Below are 13,593 nucleotides of genomic sequence, written 5' to 3' on the forward strand. Positions count from 1 at the left end.
CATGAACGATAGCGAGCTGGTGAAAAACGCGAAACGCGGTGTCTCAACCAACCCATCTGATTCGAGGCGTCAGATTAGCCCGAGGCCAGTTTGGCCCCGTTCCACGATCCGCCCACAACCTCCATATCCTCGCGCTTTTTGCTGACACGGCTGCTGTTTTCCAGGCTGTCGAGGTAATCGTCGCTGACGCTGCCGGTGATGTAGTCACCGTTGAAGCAAGAGCAATCGAAGGCCTCGATCTCAGGGTTGCCTTCCTTGGCGGCCCAAACCAGATCATCAAGATGCTGGTAGAACAGGGCATCTGCGCCCAGCTCTTCGCGGATTTCTTCGATCTCTTTGCCGTTGGCGATCAGCTCATGTTTTGTGGGCATATCGATGCCGTAGACATTGGGATATTTCACCGGAGGAGACGCGCTGGCGATATAGACTTTCTTGGCTCCGGCCTCGCGGCACATCTGTACAATCTTCTTGATCGTATTGCCGCGCACGATTGAATCGTCGATCAGCAGAACATTGTGATCTTTGAATTCCAGCGGAATTGCATTCAGCTTGCGGCGCACGGATTTCTGCCGCTCTTCCTGACCTGGCATGATGAAGGTGCGGCCGACATAGCGGTTTTTCACCAGACCCTCGCGATAAGGGATGCCGGTGATCTTGGCGGCCTCGAGCGCGACTGGGCGGGCGCTGTCCGGTACTGGAATGATCCGATCAATATCCAGCCCCGAGTCCTGAATTTGCTTGGCCAATGTCTGACCCATGCGCATCTGGGTTTTGTAGACGGATACTCCATCCAGCAGCGAATCCGGGCGGGCCAGATAGACATATTCGAAGATACAGGGCGTCAGCTTGCCCTCGACTGCCTGGACTTCATGCATATTGCCATCCAGATCGATCAGGATGGCCTCACCCGCGCGCAGATCGCGCAGCTTGTTAAACCCGTTGATGCCAAAGGCTACATCCTCGGACGCAAAGGCGTAGTCATTGCCGCCGCCTTCGGTTTCACGAACGGCGACAGACAACGGGCGGATACCGTATGGATCACGGAAGGCCAGCATGCCCACGCCTGCAATCAGGCAGATCACGGAATAGGCACCCTGTACCCGCTCCATTGTCATCTTCACCCCGGCAAAGATGTTGCGAATGGGTTCGACATTGCCGTTGACTTTGATCGCGTCGGCCACCTTGTCGGCCAGCACATTCAGCAGGATTTCAGAATCCGAGGTGGTACGCAGGTGGCGGCTGTATTTGCCCGTGACCTTTTCGCGCTGCTCAGCCGTGTTGGTGATGTTGCCATTATGGACCAGATAGATCCCGTAAGGCGCGTTCACGAAGAAGGGCTGCGCCTCAGCCGCGCTGAGTGAACCGGCGGTTGGATAACGTACATGCCCCATGCCGACTTTACCCAGGAGGGTTTCAGCATCCGTGGCGTTGAAGACATCCTTGACCAGACCGTTGGCCTTTTTCTCGCGGAAGAATTCACCGTTATATGTGACGATCCCCGAGGCGTCCTGCCCCCGGTGTTGCAGCATCAGCAAGCCGTCATAGATTTCCGCAAACACATCATGTGTCCGGCTTGCGATCCCCAAAATCCCACACATGTACGGGCTCCAATTCCTATGGCGTTGTGACGAGAGGTTTGACCGACTGTCGGGATCGATAAGGGGATGCTACCTGCACCTTGTGCGCGATTGTCTGTGTTTCATAAGCCAAATGGCCAATCATCGATGCGACGCACGCAGATGAAAACACAAAGAACAAGACCGACAGCTCCGATTCCGTGGCGGGTTGGACCCCACATACTGCCTTAGAACGCCCCTGTCATCAAAGGATCACATTTACACAATGCCGCAGGTGAGATTTGTGTTGTCTCGACCGCGCGGCAAGTCTGATGACATATGAATGCAATTGTGCTGACATGGTAGAAACCGGATCAAAACACGCATGTTGAGCGGACAAGGGGGTGTGATGTGGCAGAACAGGCCGCCGCCTAAGAAAGAAGAAACACCCAAGCGGCGGTGCCATCGGTGTCGCGGTATGGGGCGTGCACCTTGCCAGATTTGCAATGGCGCCGGACAGGTCGTCAAAGGCCGCGATATTCATGGCAAGCCGATTTTCAGCCGGTGCGATGGGTGTTTTGGATTGAAAACCATTCGATGCACGGTGTGCGGCGGAGAAGGCTTTGTCTGATCCATGAAAAAAGCCCGGGCAATGCCGGGCTTTTCAATATTGTAATGTGTATGGGATCAGTTGTCGGTGGTTTCCGCAGCAGGCGCTGATCCATTCGAGGTGCAGCTACCCACCAGTTCTTCATACTGAGTTGTAACCCAGCCCAAAGCGGCTTCGGGATTTTGCTCTTCGATCTGTGTGCTGAATTGTTCGAACACCTTGGCCGAACGGCTTTCATCGACAATCGTATATGATTGGCCAGTCATGACCGTGTCGTAGACAAAGAAGGCGATGGCGACCAACAGAATGCCACGTGCGATGCCGAAGAAGAAGCCAAGCGCCTGATCCAGACCACCCAGGGCCGAACGCTGCACCAGCGACGAAAACAGGGGTGTGAAGATGCTGACCACGATCAGCGCGATGGCGAATACAGCGGCAAAGCCTGTGATCACTGACAATTCACAGCTGTCACGCAGGAAATCTCCAACTACCGGGATTTCTTTGACCAAAGGCACAGCCTGCGGTGCAAAGATGAATGCCAGGACCGCCGCTGCGACCCAGCCCGCGATGGCCAGAACCTCGCGCATGAACCCGCGCGAATAGGCCAAGAGGCCTGACAGCACGATGATCAGGGCCACAACCCCGTCAATTATTGTAAAACCTTCCATGGCCCTCGCCTGTTCTTTTTCTGCCCCTCGCGGCGCGACTTTAACCTGCTCCGAAGGTTTCGCCAACAAACCCAACCAAATCAGAGGGTCGGGTGAGTGTCAGACCTGCCACAGTGCCGGTTTTGCCACCTGCCGGAGCAATTGCCGATGTGAAACCAAGTTTTTGGGCTTCTTTCAACCTATTTTCGGTCTGCGGGGCCGGTCTAAGTGCCCCGGATAACGAGATTTCTCCGAAAACAACGGTGTCAGCGGGCAGGGCTGTGTCTTCGCGCGCACTCAGCAGGGCCGCGGCCACGGCCAGGTCAGCGGCGGGTTCGCTGACTTTCAGCCCTCCGGCGACGTTCAGATAGACATCAAGCCCGGCGAAAGGAATGCCGCAACGGGCCTCAAGCACTGCAAGGATCATGGCAAGGCGCCCGCTGTCCCAGCCCACAACCGTGCGGCGGGGTTGGGAATGAGGGGAGGGGGCGACAAGCGCCTGAAGTTCCACCAATACGGGCCGTGTGCCTTCAATTCCGGCAAAAACGGCCGATCCGGGGCTGGGTTCTCCGCGTTCCGACAGGAACAGGGCCGAAGGGTTGGTGACCTGCGCAAGCCCCTTGCCGGTCATTTCAAATACGCCGATCTCATCAGCGGGGCCAAAGCGGTTCTTCACGGCACGCAAGATGCGGAACTGGTGGCCGCGTTCCCCTTCGAAATAAAGCACGGTGTCCACCATGTGCTCGACCACGCGCGGCCCTGCGATCTGACCTTCTTTAGTGACGTGGCCCACCATCACAATCGACACGCCATGTCGTTTCGCTAACGTGGTCAATTCATGCGCTGCGGCCCGGACTTGTGACACCGAACCCGGTGCGCTGTCTACATTGTCGGCCCACATGGTCTGAATCGAGTCGATGATGGCGAGGCCGGGCTTTTCGGTTTCCAACGTCGTCAGGATATCGCGCAGGTTGGTTTCAGCAGCCAGCTGAACAGGTGCGTCCTCTAATCCCAATCGCCGCGCGCGCATGCGAACCTGAGCGCTGGCTTCCTCGCCAGAAACATAGATCGTCTTGACGCCTGCGCGGGCAAAGCGCGCTGCGGCTTGCAACAACAGGGTGGATTTTCCGATACCGGGATCGCCGCCCACCAACAGGGCCGAGGCAGGAACCAGACCGCCGCCCAGGACGCGGTCCAACTCGTCCACCCCGCTGAGTGTTCGGGGTGGTGGTGTCTCTTCGGTCGACAGGTCCGTGAGCGTGACAGACTGTCCCCGCTTGCCGCCGAGGGATTTCTTGGCCGGGCCAGCCGAAAGCGGCACGTCTTGGGTGATGGTATTCCATTCCCCACAGCCATCGCAACGCCCGGACCATTTTGTGAAGCTCGCACCGCAGGCCGAGCAAGAATAAGTTGGTTTTGCCATTGGGCTTTGGTGCCTTAGGATGGGCGGTTCTTCAAGCCCTTGTGGGCTTTCATCTCCGCCGGTAGCGCGCAGCGGGCGCATCCACGCCGGGCGTCAGGTGGGGGTTTGGGCCTTTGCCTGCCGGTCGGTCAAAAGACCCAGCACCAGCGAGGCTAGGATGCAGAGCGTGAACAGGTAGAGGCCCCAAGCGGTCTCAATCGTGGCGTAAGAGATGCCTTTGGCCAGCGTGATATAGAGCGCGATCAGGAAGATATCGGCCATCGCCAGCTTGCCGAGGACGTTCAGCGCGGGTTGGACGCGGGCATCGAGCAGGTTCCACTGGATCAGAGCTGTGCCGATGGTTTTGACATACGGCGCGAAGAGGGCGAAGATGGTGACGACCAGCGCAAGGAAGACGTCTGATTTCCACAAGGACTGAAGGCCGGTGATGACGCTGATCTCGCTGAGCCCGAAGATCGGCAGGAGCCCTGCGCGCATCAGTGGGGCGAACCACGCGATGGGGTACAGAACAAGGAGGGAGAGGGTGGCGAGGCGGAGGATCATTCCTCGCTTTCTTCTCTCATATCTTCAATTTGCAAAGGATCCTCGTCTTTCTCTATTGCAAGCGCTTGTTGCCTTTGACCACGTACCGCGTTTGAAAGTTGTTCAATTCGGTCAAATGCGGGTTTGGCTCTTTCGCCTGCTTTCCCAAGTGCGTCACCGAGGTCAACTATCTTACCTAGAACCAGATGGAAGTTACTCGTTTCCTTGTCAACTTCAGACTGCACTGAATTCACAGCCTTCAAAACACGCTGTTTCTTCTCCTTGTCCATCCATGAGCTTTCGTTAACTTCATCTCTCAATTTGCCGATAATACTCTGGATTTTACTTCGGTGTTCACGGTCAAAGGATATTGCTTCAGACAATTCAACCGATTGCTCTACATACTCGAGAGCTACCTCGTTTTCTATATTTGTGATAAGTATCTTTCTCTTCCAGCCAGCTACGATCTCGTCAAAACGCTGGCAAACAACTCCCATCTGTGTTTGTACATCACCTGCCGGTGGGTCATCTGGGTATGAGAAATCCAAGTTTTTCGCTGCAAGTCTAAATCTGGCGTCCGCACGATAAAATTCTAGAAAGAAAGCTTCATTCCAAGCTTCTTGGCCGCTGTTTTGACTTTCATGTATCCGTAATTTTTCAAATGCTGAGATGTGTTTCATCAATTGGTCAATAAGTTGATTCATGCCAATTCCTTTTCAACGCACCGCCTCAATCGGCCCCTCAGCGCTGCCGCTGATAAACTGCTCCAAATACGGATCACCCGAGGCGTCCATCTGACCCACCGGACCGGTCCATTGGATCACTCCGCCATGCAGCATCGCCACGTTGTCGGCAATGGCGCGGACCGAGCTCATGTCGTGGGTGATGGTCATGGCCGTTGCGCCCATCTCGGTCACGATTTCGCGGATCAGGTCGTTGATGACGCCGGACATGATCGGGTCCAACCCGGTGGTGGGTTCGTCGAAAAAGATGATCTCGGGCTCGGCGGCGATGGCGCGGGCGAGGCCGACGCGTTTTTGCATGCCGCCGGACAGTTCGGCGGGCAGGCGGTCGGCCACGTCGGCTTTCAGGCCCACGCGGCGCAGCTTCTCGATGGCGATCTCGCGCGCCTCATCCACCGGGCGTTTCAGTGAGCCACGCAGCAGGCGGAACGCGACGTTTTGCCAGACGGGCAGTGAATCAAACAGCGCCGCGCCCTGAAACAGCATGCCGAACCGGGCCAGAAACGCATCGCGGTCGCCTTTGGTGGCGTCCTTGCCGTCCACATAGATCATGCCGCTGTCGGGTTGGATCAGCCCCAGAATGCATTTCAGCGCCACCGACTTGCCGGTGCCTGAGCCGCCGATGATGACCATCGAGGTGCCCTTGGCAATCTCAAGGCTCATGCCTTGCAGCACGCGGTTGTCGCCAAAGGCTTTTGTTACGTTCTCCATCCGGATCATAGCGAGAAGAACACTCCTGTCAGAACGAAGTTGGCGGCGAGGATCAGCACGGCGGCGGCCTCGACCGAGCCTTTGGTGGCGCGGCCCACGCCTTGTGCACCGCGGCCCGAGGACATGCCGTAATAGCAGCCCATGATGGCGGCGATCATGCCAAACGCGGCGCCTTTGACGAGTGACGAGACGATGTCGCGCGTCTCAAGAAAATCCACGGTGTTTTTCAGATAGGCCGCCGGGTTGAAGCCCAGATTTTGCGTGGCAACGGTGTAGCCGCCCATGATGCCGATGATATCCCCAACCGCGACCAAAGCAGGCACGGTGATCAGCGCCGCCAGCACGCGCGGTGCGGTCAGGTATTTCATCGGGTGGGTGGACAGGGTGACCAGCGCGTCAATCTGTTCAGTCACTTTCATCGTCGCGATCTCAGCCGCGATAGATGAGGTCACGCGGGCGGCGATCATCAGGCCGACGAGCACCGGGCCAAGCTCTCGCACCATGCCGATGGCAACGATCTGGGGCACCACAGCTTCGGCATTGAAACGCGCGCCGCCTGCGTAGATTTGCAGGGCCAGCGCGCCGCCGGTGAAGATTGCGGTCAGGCCAACCACGGGTAGGGACAGCCAGCCGATATTCAGCAGCGCCATGGCGAATTCGCGCGGGTAGAACGGAGGGCGGAAGATATGAGAGATTGCGTCCAGCGCAAACAGCGCGACGCGACCAAACGCGGCCAGCACGGTCAGGACGGCACGGCCCAATCCGCTGAGCAGTAATACAGGGTTCATTCCACATAACCCCGCGAATACCGGCGACCCATCGAGGTCAGGATTTCATAGCCTATGGTCCCCGCCGCTTCGGCCAGATCATCCACGGTTTGATGCCCGTTCAGAATGCGCAGGCGTTCCGGGTCCTCGGGCAGGTCGGTGACATCGACCGTGATCAGGTCCATCGAGATGCGTCCCACGACGGGGCAGGGCTGATCGCCTGCAAATGTGTCGATCCCGCCACCGATGGCGCGGTGCAGGCCATCCGCGTAGCCCGCTGCAACCGTTGCGATGCGCGACGGGCGTCGGGCGGCCCAGCTGTTGCCGTAGCCAACGGTTTCGCCAACCTCAAGCGCGCGCACCTGGATCACCGGTAGATCAACGGTGACAACAGGCCGCGCCCCGGCAAAGGGCATCCCGCCGTAAAGGCCGATACCGGGGCGGCAGAGCTCGAAATGAAATTCTGGCCCCAGAAGCGTGCCACCGGTGGCCGCCAGCGAGCGCGGCGCGGTGATGCCATCAGTCATTTCCCGGAAGGTTTTCAGCTGTTGCTGGTTCATCGGATGATCGGGTTCGTCCGCACAGGCCAGATGAGACATCACGACAACCGGGTTTAGCGCTTCGGCCTTGGGGCGTAGATCGGTCCAGTCGGCTGGTTCAAGACCCAGGCGGTTCATGCCGCTGTCTAGCTGAATGCCAAAGGGGTGATCCGGCAGGGCCTGCATATGGCGCTGGAACTGCTGGGGTGCGTTGATCAGGGGTATCAGGTCATGGGCGCGCAGTAGGTCTGCATCCCCCTCCATATGGCCGGAAAACACGCAGATTTGCGGCCCCGGACCAATGGCCTGACGTACGGCTGCGCCTTCTTCGGCGACCGCGACGAAAAACTTGCGTACGCCTTCCTCAGCCAACGCATTGCTGACCGGCCCGGCGCCCAGCCCATAGCCATCGGCCTTGACCACGGCGGCGGTTTCAACATCGGTCTTTGCATCCAGCGCCCGCCAGTTGCTGGCAAGGGCCTGGAGATTGATTGTCAGTCGTGCGGTACTCATGGCGTTGTTCATGACATTGCGCTGAATAAGGTCAAGGGGGAATGACGCTTTTGCGACGCCGTTTGAGCGTTGTATGCGCGACAACCGGCGAAATTTGCCAAGTTCTTGTGAATTCTGGCAGTTTGTTGCTGTGATCATGGTATGTGGGATCGCGAAGGCGCGCTGCTTTGTTCAGGTGCGGCCTTCCAGTTTTGAGCGATAGAGCAGATGCAGTGCCCGGAGGGGATCATGGAGTTTTCGACCGGTAGAGGATCAGATGTTCAGGCTGTGGTCGATCTGTTTCAAGACGTCTTTTCAGCCTCGGAGGGCGCTGATGAAGGCGTGCTGATTGGCGCGTTTGTGCAAGATTTACTGAGCATGACGCCTGAGGCGGATGTGAAGATTTACACCGCGTATCAAGACATGGAACTGGTGGGCGCTGTTGCGTTTTCCCGGATCACATACCCGCAAGACAGCCGAGATGTCTTTATCCTATCACCGATGGCGGTGCGAACGGACCGGCAGAAATCGGGGATTGGGCAGGCTTTGATAACCTTCGGTCTGGACCAACTGCGCAACTCTGGCGTCGATGTGGTGCTGACCTATGGCGATCCAAACTACTATTGCAAAACTGGGTTTCTGGCCATTTCGGAAGAGAGCGCGCAGCCGCCGCTGAGGCTCAGCTATCCGCATGGTTGGCTGGGGCAATCTCTGGACGGGCGCGAACTGACCCCGCTAAAGGGGCCATCGCATTGCGTTGCGGCGCTGAACAATCCTGCCTTGTGGTAGGGGTCAGTATCCTTCGATCTCGCCGCCCTGTTGCCAGGGTTTGACGAGATTGCCAAAGCGGGTGAACTGGGCCTCGAACGACAGCTCGACCGTGCCAATGGGGCCGTGGCGCTGCTTGCCGACGATCACCTCGGCCTTGCCATGCAGGCGCTCCATGGCCTGCTTCCACTCTTCCATCTTGTCCAGCTCGTGGTCGCCGGGCTTTTCACGTTCTTTGTAGTATTCCTCGCGGAACACGAACATCACTACGTCCGCATCCTGTTCGATCGAACCGGATTCCCGCAGATCAGACAGTTGCGGGCGTTTGTCGTCGCGGTTTTCGACCTGTCGAGAAAGCTGAGACAGGGCGATGACCGGGATGTTCAACTCCTTGGCGATGGCTTTCATGCCCATCGAAATCTCGGCAATCTCGTTGACGCGGTTGTCGGCCATGCCGCGGCACAGCTGCAGATAGTCGATCACCAGCAGGTCCAGCCCATGGGTCCGTTTCAGCCGCCGCGCCCGTGCAGCAAGCTGCGCGATTGGCAGGGCCGGGGTGTCGTCGATGAACAGCGGGCAGGCTTCCAGTTCTTTGGCGGCATCCACGAAGCGCCGGAACTCGGCCTCGGTCATGTCACCTTGACGGATTTTGTGAGACGAAATTTCAGAAGCTTCAGCCAGAACACGGCCCGCAAGCTGTTCGGCGCTCATTTCCAATGAGAAGAACCCAACCACGCCGCCATCAATCGCGCCTTCGCTGCCATCAGGCTTGGTGCCGCGTTTGTAGGCCTTGGCCACGTTAAACGCCACGTTGGTCGCAAGCGAGGTTTTACCCATAGAGGGACGGCCGGCAAGAATGATCAGGTCCGATGGATGCAAGCCACCCAGCTGCTTATCCAGATCGGCCAGACCGGTCGAGATGCCGGCCATCCCGCCCCCACGTTGGTATGCTTCGTTGGTAACGTTGACGGCTTCGGTGACCGCCTTGAGAAAGGATTGAAAGCCCTGTTCTGTCTGGCCTTGCTCGGACAGCTGATAGAGCTGCTGCTCGGCCTCGACGATTTGTTCCTTCGGCTCGCTGGACACATCAACCCGCGCGGCCTTGTCCGAGATATCTCGGCCCAACCGGATCAGCTCGCGCCGGATGGCCAGGTCATAGATCATTTGGGCGTAGTCATGGACGGCAAAAGCACTGATCGAGGCCCCGGCCAGTTTGACCAGATAGGCCGGGCCACCCAATTCCTTTAGCCCTTCATCCTCGGCCATGAAGGATTTCAGCGTCACGGGTGAGGCCAGCGCATTCTTGGCGATGCGGTTGGCCGCGACCTCATAGATGCGCGCATGGACCGGGTCATAGAAATGTTCGGACCCGATAATCGAGGCAACCCGGTCATAAAGATCATTATTGGTCAGGATTGCACCCAGAAGCTGCTGTTCAGCCTCGATGGAATGCGGCATGGTTTCAGAGTTTTGAATCTGTGCCGCTGCCTGTTCGATACTGCTGATCTCGTTCATTGCTGCTCTCTATGCCCCTTGGGACAAAGTCCATAGCTTAGCCCCGTGAGTCGGGGCAAATTGTATGTTTTTGGGGATAGGCTGTGCATATCTCCGGGCCCCATCATATTGCCGTATGAAGGGTTGATCCGTCAACATCTTGTGCGAATTGGGCCCGCTGGTCTGCCACTGTTTCTGTTCTGAAAACAGATTTCGCGACGTTAGCCTTTGTTCGCGTCCTGCCACCCGCGCGGGTCGTTCAGGAAGGCTTCGACACCGCTAAGGGTCTCTTCGTCAAAGGCCTTTTGCGCCTTGGCTTCGGCCAGAACGTCCCACCAAGTGCAGAGCGAATGCAGCTTCACGCCATGATCGCCCAGCGTCTTTTCGGTCTCGGGGAAAATGCCATAGTAAAAAATCACCGCGGTATGCCCGCAGGTCGCGCCAGTTTCGCGGATCGCATCGACGAAGGACAGCTTACTGCCGCCATCGGTGGTCAGGTCCTCGACCAGCAGCACGCGTTCCCCTTCGCTCATTGCGCCTTCGATGCGGGCGTTGCGGCCATAGCCTTTGGGCTTCTTCCGCACATAGGTCATCGGCAGGGCCATCCGCTCAGCGACCATGGCGGCGAATGGGATGCCCGCTGTTTCGCCCCCAGCGATATTGTCGAACGCCTCAAAGCCCGCTTCGCGCATCACGGTCACGGTCAGGAAATCCATCAGGGTCGAGCGGATGCGTGGGTATGAGATCAGCTTGCGGCAATCGATATAGGTCGGGCTGGGCAGGCCCGAGGCCAATGTGAATGGTTCGCGCGAATTGAAGTGAACGGCCTTGATCTCCAGCAGCATCCGCGCGGTCAGGCGGGCGATTTCGGTGCTGTCAGGAAAAGAACTGGGGATCATGGCGCAAACCTCTGGGCTGAAAGAGTGTTGCGGGCTGATAGCCTGTCCCTTGGGCCGGAGTCGAGAGGGCGGCAAAAGAAAAGCGGACCCTTGCGGGGTCCGCTTTTTGCCCTTTCGGGCCTTGCGGCCAAGGTGGGCTTGGCCGCTTGGGTCTTCGAGCCGGTCACGGTGTGCTGACTGATCGAGCCCGTGTTCCAGTCACCGCGTGTATGCGACCTAGGGCGATCCGTGCAACCGGTTTGATCGGTGCAAGGGGCGCAATTGACGCCAAGGCATCCATGCCATTTAGGTGAATTTTAAAAGCGCGTTTTGCAACAGGTCCAACGCATGATCGCGCGCTGCCAGCCGCACAGCGTCGCGCCCGGGTGCGCCGAACTCCACCGTTTCGGTGTGGGTGGTCAGCCCCTCACCAGCCAGCCCGAAACACACACGCCCCTCGGGTTTGAATTCGGACCCCCCGGGACCCGCGATGCCGGTGATCGAGACGGCCAATTGCGCCTGAGAGTTTCGCACTGCGCCTTCGGCCATTTCGCGCGCGACCTTTTCTGAGACTGCACCATGGGCGTCCAACGTTTTGGCCCGGACACCCAGCATGTCCTGCTTGGCGCGGTTGGTGTAGGTGACGAATCCACGCTCGACCACCGCGGAGCTGCCGGGAATGTCGGTTAGCGCGGCGGCGACCATACCGCCTGTGCAGCTTTCGGCAGTGGCGATCATCACGCCACGAGCCTTTGCCAAATCGAGCAGTGCAGCGACGGTCATAGCCCCAACACTCCGTGTGCGATCCCGGCCAGAACCATTACACCGACGGCGGCAAAGACCCCGGCGATTACATCGTCAAGCATCACGCCCATCGCGTCTCCTTTGCGATCGGCCCAGCCGACCGGGCCGGGCTTGGTGATGTCGAACAGTCGGAACAGCAGGAACCCCGCGACCCAGCCGGGCCAGAGTTCGGTGATCTCGATCCCACGCACCCAGCTTGGATAGGAAATGGCCCAGAGCGCGATGAACTGGCCTGCGACCTCATCGACCACGATCTCGGACGGGTCGTGATCCTCTTGCCCGGCGGTCATCACTTTTGTGGCCCACAGCCCTGCGATGAAAACGACGAGTGTCGCGAGGACGAGCAGGGGGAAGCTGCCCAAAACGTGTAGGACCCAGACCAGGGGCAGAGCCGCAAGCGATCCCCATGTGCCGGGGGCAGGGCGCAGATAGCCAACGCCACAGACGGTTCCGATCAGACGCGCGATGCTCATGCTTTCACCAGACATGCGGTGGCGAGCGACGCGATGCCTTCGCTGCGGCCAGTGAAGCCTAGACGCTCGGACGTGGTTGCCTTGACCGAGACCTGGTCGACCTGCAACCCCATGATTCTGGACATTTCCTGACGCATCTTTTCGGCATGGGGCCCGATCTTTGGGTATTCGCAAACCAGCGTACAATCGGCGTTCGAGATGCGGTAGCCCATTGTCTGGGCAAGCTCGACCGCGTGGCGCAGGAAAATCTCGCTGGCGGCCCCTTTCCACTGCGGATCTGAGGGGGGGAAGTGCTGGCCGATATCGCCCTGCGCCAACGCGCCATAGATCGCATCCGTCACAGCGTGCATGCCGACATCAGCATCGGAATGACCTTGCAACCCACGATCATGCGGTACTTTCACACCGCACAGGATCACATGATCTCCGTCACCAAACCGGTGCACGTCATAGCCGTTGCCCAGTCTTACATCCATATTCAGCCCCAATATCCGTTCTGCCCGGGCAAAATCCTCGGGTCGTGTGATTTTGATATTGTCCGGATCGCCCGGCACGATGGTCACGTCCAGCCCGGCGGCGCGCGCGACCTCGACATCATCCGCCGCGCTGCCTGAATGGGTCGCATGCGCGGCCGTGATTGCGTCATAGTGAAAGCCCTGCGGCGTTTGGGCCGTGAACAGACCCGTTCGATCCCGCGTTCCGGAAACCGTGCTCTCATCCCCGGTCCAAAGCGCGTCTGTAACGGCCAATCCGGGTGCGGCAGCCTGGCTTTTGCTCAGCGCGTGCAGCACGTTCTGAATGACGTCCGCACCCACGCAGGGGCGGGCAACATCATGAATCAAAACGTAATCTACTTCCCGGTCCTCCAGCGCATCCAGCCCGTTGCGGACAGATGTCGCTCGATCCGCGCCACCCGGGGCGAGGATCAGATCACTGTCCCGATAGGCCTCCCAAGCCCCCGAATCGTCGGGTGATAGCACGAGTACAATATGTTCGACTTGTGTGCGAAATCTGTCGATCGTCCAGTCGGCTACCACGCGCCCGCCCAGCATGCGCCATTGCTTGGGCGTGCCTCCGCCTGCGCGGGTTCCGCGGCCGGCAGCAACGATGATGGCGGCGGTTGTCATACTGGCGTTTGCTCCTGCGATTTAGGCCATTGTTTAGGG

Annotated in this window: 14 protein-coding genes; 1 reads left to right on the top strand and 13 read right to left on the bottom strand. The window is 58.7% G+C overall.

The genetic code is table 11. From position 1 onward, the window contains the following. Positions 1-74: 74 nt before the first annotated feature. From purF to alr, 8 genes are all read right to left on the bottom strand, one after another. Positions 75-1,598 (bottom strand): amidophosphoribosyltransferase, encoded by a 1,524-nt coding sequence (gene purF / locus ABLN87_RS01715; RefSeq protein WP_353006888.1) that lies wholly within the window; start codon positions 1,596-1,598, stop codon positions 75-77. A 645-nt stretch (positions 1,599-2,243) separates the two neighbouring features. After that, positions 2,244-2,834, bottom strand: coding sequence for a CvpA family protein (locus tag ABLN87_RS01720; RefSeq protein WP_353006891.1), 591 nt, complete (start codon positions 2,832-2,834; stop codon positions 2,244-2,246). Positions 2,835-2,874: 40 nt separating this feature from the next. Next, the gene (gene radA / locus ABLN87_RS01725; RefSeq protein WP_353006894.1) at positions 2,875-4,236 is read right to left on the bottom strand and encodes a DNA repair protein RadA; all 1,362 of its coding nucleotides are present in this window, start codon (positions 4,234-4,236) and stop codon (positions 2,875-2,877) included. Between the two features lie 93 nt (positions 4,237-4,329). Next, a complete protein-coding gene (locus ABLN87_RS01730) occupies positions 4,330-4,779 on the bottom strand; it encodes a paraquat-inducible protein A (protein WP_353006897.1) in 450 nt (149 codons plus the stop codon). Next, positions 4,776-5,462, bottom strand: coding sequence for a hypothetical protein (locus tag ABLN87_RS01735; RefSeq protein WP_353006899.1), 687 nt, complete (start codon positions 5,460-5,462; stop codon positions 4,776-4,778). Before ABLN87_RS01735 ends, ABLN87_RS01730 begins: the two co-directional genes overlap by 4 nt. Positions 5,463-5,474: 12 nt before the next feature. Beyond that, the gene (locus ABLN87_RS01740; RefSeq protein WP_353006901.1) at positions 5,475-6,221 is read right to left on the bottom strand and encodes an ABC transporter ATP-binding protein; all 747 of its coding nucleotides are present in this window, start codon (positions 6,219-6,221) and stop codon (positions 5,475-5,477) included. Continuing rightward, entirely contained in the window at positions 6,218-7,000 is a 783-nt protein-coding gene (locus tag ABLN87_RS01745) for an MlaE family ABC transporter permease (protein WP_170530368.1), read from the bottom strand. The genes ABLN87_RS01740 and ABLN87_RS01745 overlap by 4 nt, the downstream gene beginning before the upstream one ends. Then, the gene (gene alr, locus ABLN87_RS01750) at positions 6,997-8,031 is read right to left on the bottom strand and encodes an alanine racemase (protein ID WP_353006903.1); all 1,035 of its coding nucleotides are present in this window, start codon (positions 8,029-8,031) and stop codon (positions 6,997-6,999) included. Before alr ends, ABLN87_RS01745 begins: the two co-directional genes overlap by 4 nt. A gap of 228 nt (positions 8,032-8,259) precedes the next feature. Between alr and ABLN87_RS01755 the strand changes: the two genes are divergently transcribed. Next, positions 8,260-8,799: a GNAT family N-acetyltransferase gene (locus ABLN87_RS01755; protein WP_353006905.1), complete on the top strand. Its 540-nt coding sequence runs from the start codon at positions 8,260-8,262 to the stop codon at positions 8,797-8,799. Positions 8,800-8,802: 3 nt separating this feature from the next. Here ABLN87_RS01755 and ABLN87_RS01760 read toward each other — a convergent pair whose 3' ends face one another. The 5 genes from ABLN87_RS01760 to ABLN87_RS01780 all read right to left on the bottom strand — a co-directional run bounded on the left by ABLN87_RS01760 (position 8,803) and on the right by ABLN87_RS01780 (position 13,554). Beyond that, entirely contained in the window at positions 8,803-10,293 is a 1,491-nt protein-coding gene (locus ABLN87_RS01760) for a replicative DNA helicase (RefSeq protein WP_353006907.1), read from the bottom strand. A 200-nt stretch (positions 10,294-10,493) separates the two neighbouring features. Next, complete coding sequence (locus ABLN87_RS01765) at positions 10,494-11,171, bottom strand: orotate phosphoribosyltransferase (RefSeq protein WP_353006909.1); 678 nt, start codon at positions 11,169-11,171, stop codon at positions 10,494-10,496. A gap of 285 nt (positions 11,172-11,456) precedes the next feature. Then, on the bottom strand, positions 11,457-11,933 hold the full coding sequence (locus tag ABLN87_RS01770; RefSeq protein WP_353006911.1) for a CinA family protein: 477 nt from the start codon (positions 11,931-11,933) through the stop codon (positions 11,457-11,459). Continuing rightward, entirely contained in the window at positions 11,930-12,427 is a 498-nt protein-coding gene (locus ABLN87_RS01775; protein ID WP_353006913.1) for a phosphatidylglycerophosphatase A family protein, read from the bottom strand. The genes ABLN87_RS01770 and ABLN87_RS01775 overlap by 4 nt, the downstream gene beginning before the upstream one ends. Next, a complete protein-coding gene (locus ABLN87_RS01780) occupies positions 12,424-13,554 on the bottom strand; it encodes a bifunctional 2-C-methyl-D-erythritol 4-phosphate cytidylyltransferase/2-C-methyl-D-erythritol 2,4-cyclodiphosphate synthase (RefSeq protein WP_353006916.1) in 1,131 nt (376 codons plus the stop codon). The genes ABLN87_RS01775 and ABLN87_RS01780 overlap by 4 nt, the downstream gene beginning before the upstream one ends. Between the last annotated feature and the right edge of the window lie 39 nt (positions 13,555-13,593).

Origin of the sequence: Ruegeria sp. SCP10, assembly GCF_040329495.1 — a bacterium.
GTDB lineage: Bacteria > Pseudomonadota > Alphaproteobacteria > Rhodobacterales > Rhodobacteraceae > Ruegeria.

Bases quoted from the DNA above. Each gene is read 5' to 3' on its own strand.
- purF (WP_353006888.1), bottom strand. From the start codon at position 1,598: ATGTGTGGGATTTTGGGGATCGCAAGCCGGACACATGATGTGTTTGCG.
- ABLN87_RS01720 (WP_353006891.1), bottom strand. From the start codon at position 2,834: ATGGAAGGTTTTACAATAATTGACGGGGTTGTGGCCCTGATCATCGTG.
- radA (WP_353006894.1), bottom strand. From the start codon at position 4,236: ATGGCAAAACCAACTTATTCTTGCTCGGCCTGCGGTGCGAGCTTCACA.
- ABLN87_RS01730 (WP_353006897.1), bottom strand. From the start codon at position 4,779: ATGATCCTCCGCCTCGCCACCCTCTCCCTCCTTGTTCTGTACCCCATC.
- ABLN87_RS01735 (WP_353006899.1), bottom strand. From the start codon at position 5,462: ATGAATCAACTTATTGACCAATTGATGAAACACATCTCAGCATTTGAA.
- ABLN87_RS01740 (WP_353006901.1), bottom strand. From the start codon at position 6,221: ATGATCCGGATGGAGAACGTAACAAAAGCCTTTGGCGACAACCGCGTG.
- ABLN87_RS01745 (WP_170530368.1), bottom strand. From the start codon at position 7,000: ATGAACCCTGTATTACTGCTCAGCGGATTGGGCCGTGCCGTCCTGACC.
- alr (WP_353006903.1), bottom strand. From the start codon at position 8,031: ATGAGTACCGCACGACTGACAATCAATCTCCAGGCCCTTGCCAGCAAC.
- ABLN87_RS01755 (WP_353006905.1), top strand. From the start codon at position 8,260: ATGGAGTTTTCGACCGGTAGAGGATCAGATGTTCAGGCTGTGGTCGAT.
- ABLN87_RS01760 (WP_353006907.1), bottom strand. From the start codon at position 10,293: ATGAACGAGATCAGCAGTATCGAACAGGCAGCGGCACAGATTCAAAAC.
- ABLN87_RS01765 (WP_353006909.1), bottom strand. From the start codon at position 11,171: ATGATCCCCAGTTCTTTTCCTGACAGCACCGAAATCGCCCGCCTGACC.
- ABLN87_RS01770 (WP_353006911.1), bottom strand. From the start codon at position 11,933: ATGACCGTCGCTGCACTGCTCGATTTGGCAAAGGCTCGTGGCGTGATG.
- ABLN87_RS01775 (WP_353006913.1), bottom strand. From the start codon at position 12,427: ATGAGCATCGCGCGTCTGATCGGAACCGTCTGTGGCGTTGGCTATCTG.
- ABLN87_RS01780 (WP_353006916.1), bottom strand. From the start codon at position 13,554: ATGACAACCGCCGCCATCATCGTTGCTGCCGGCCGCGGAACCCGCGCA.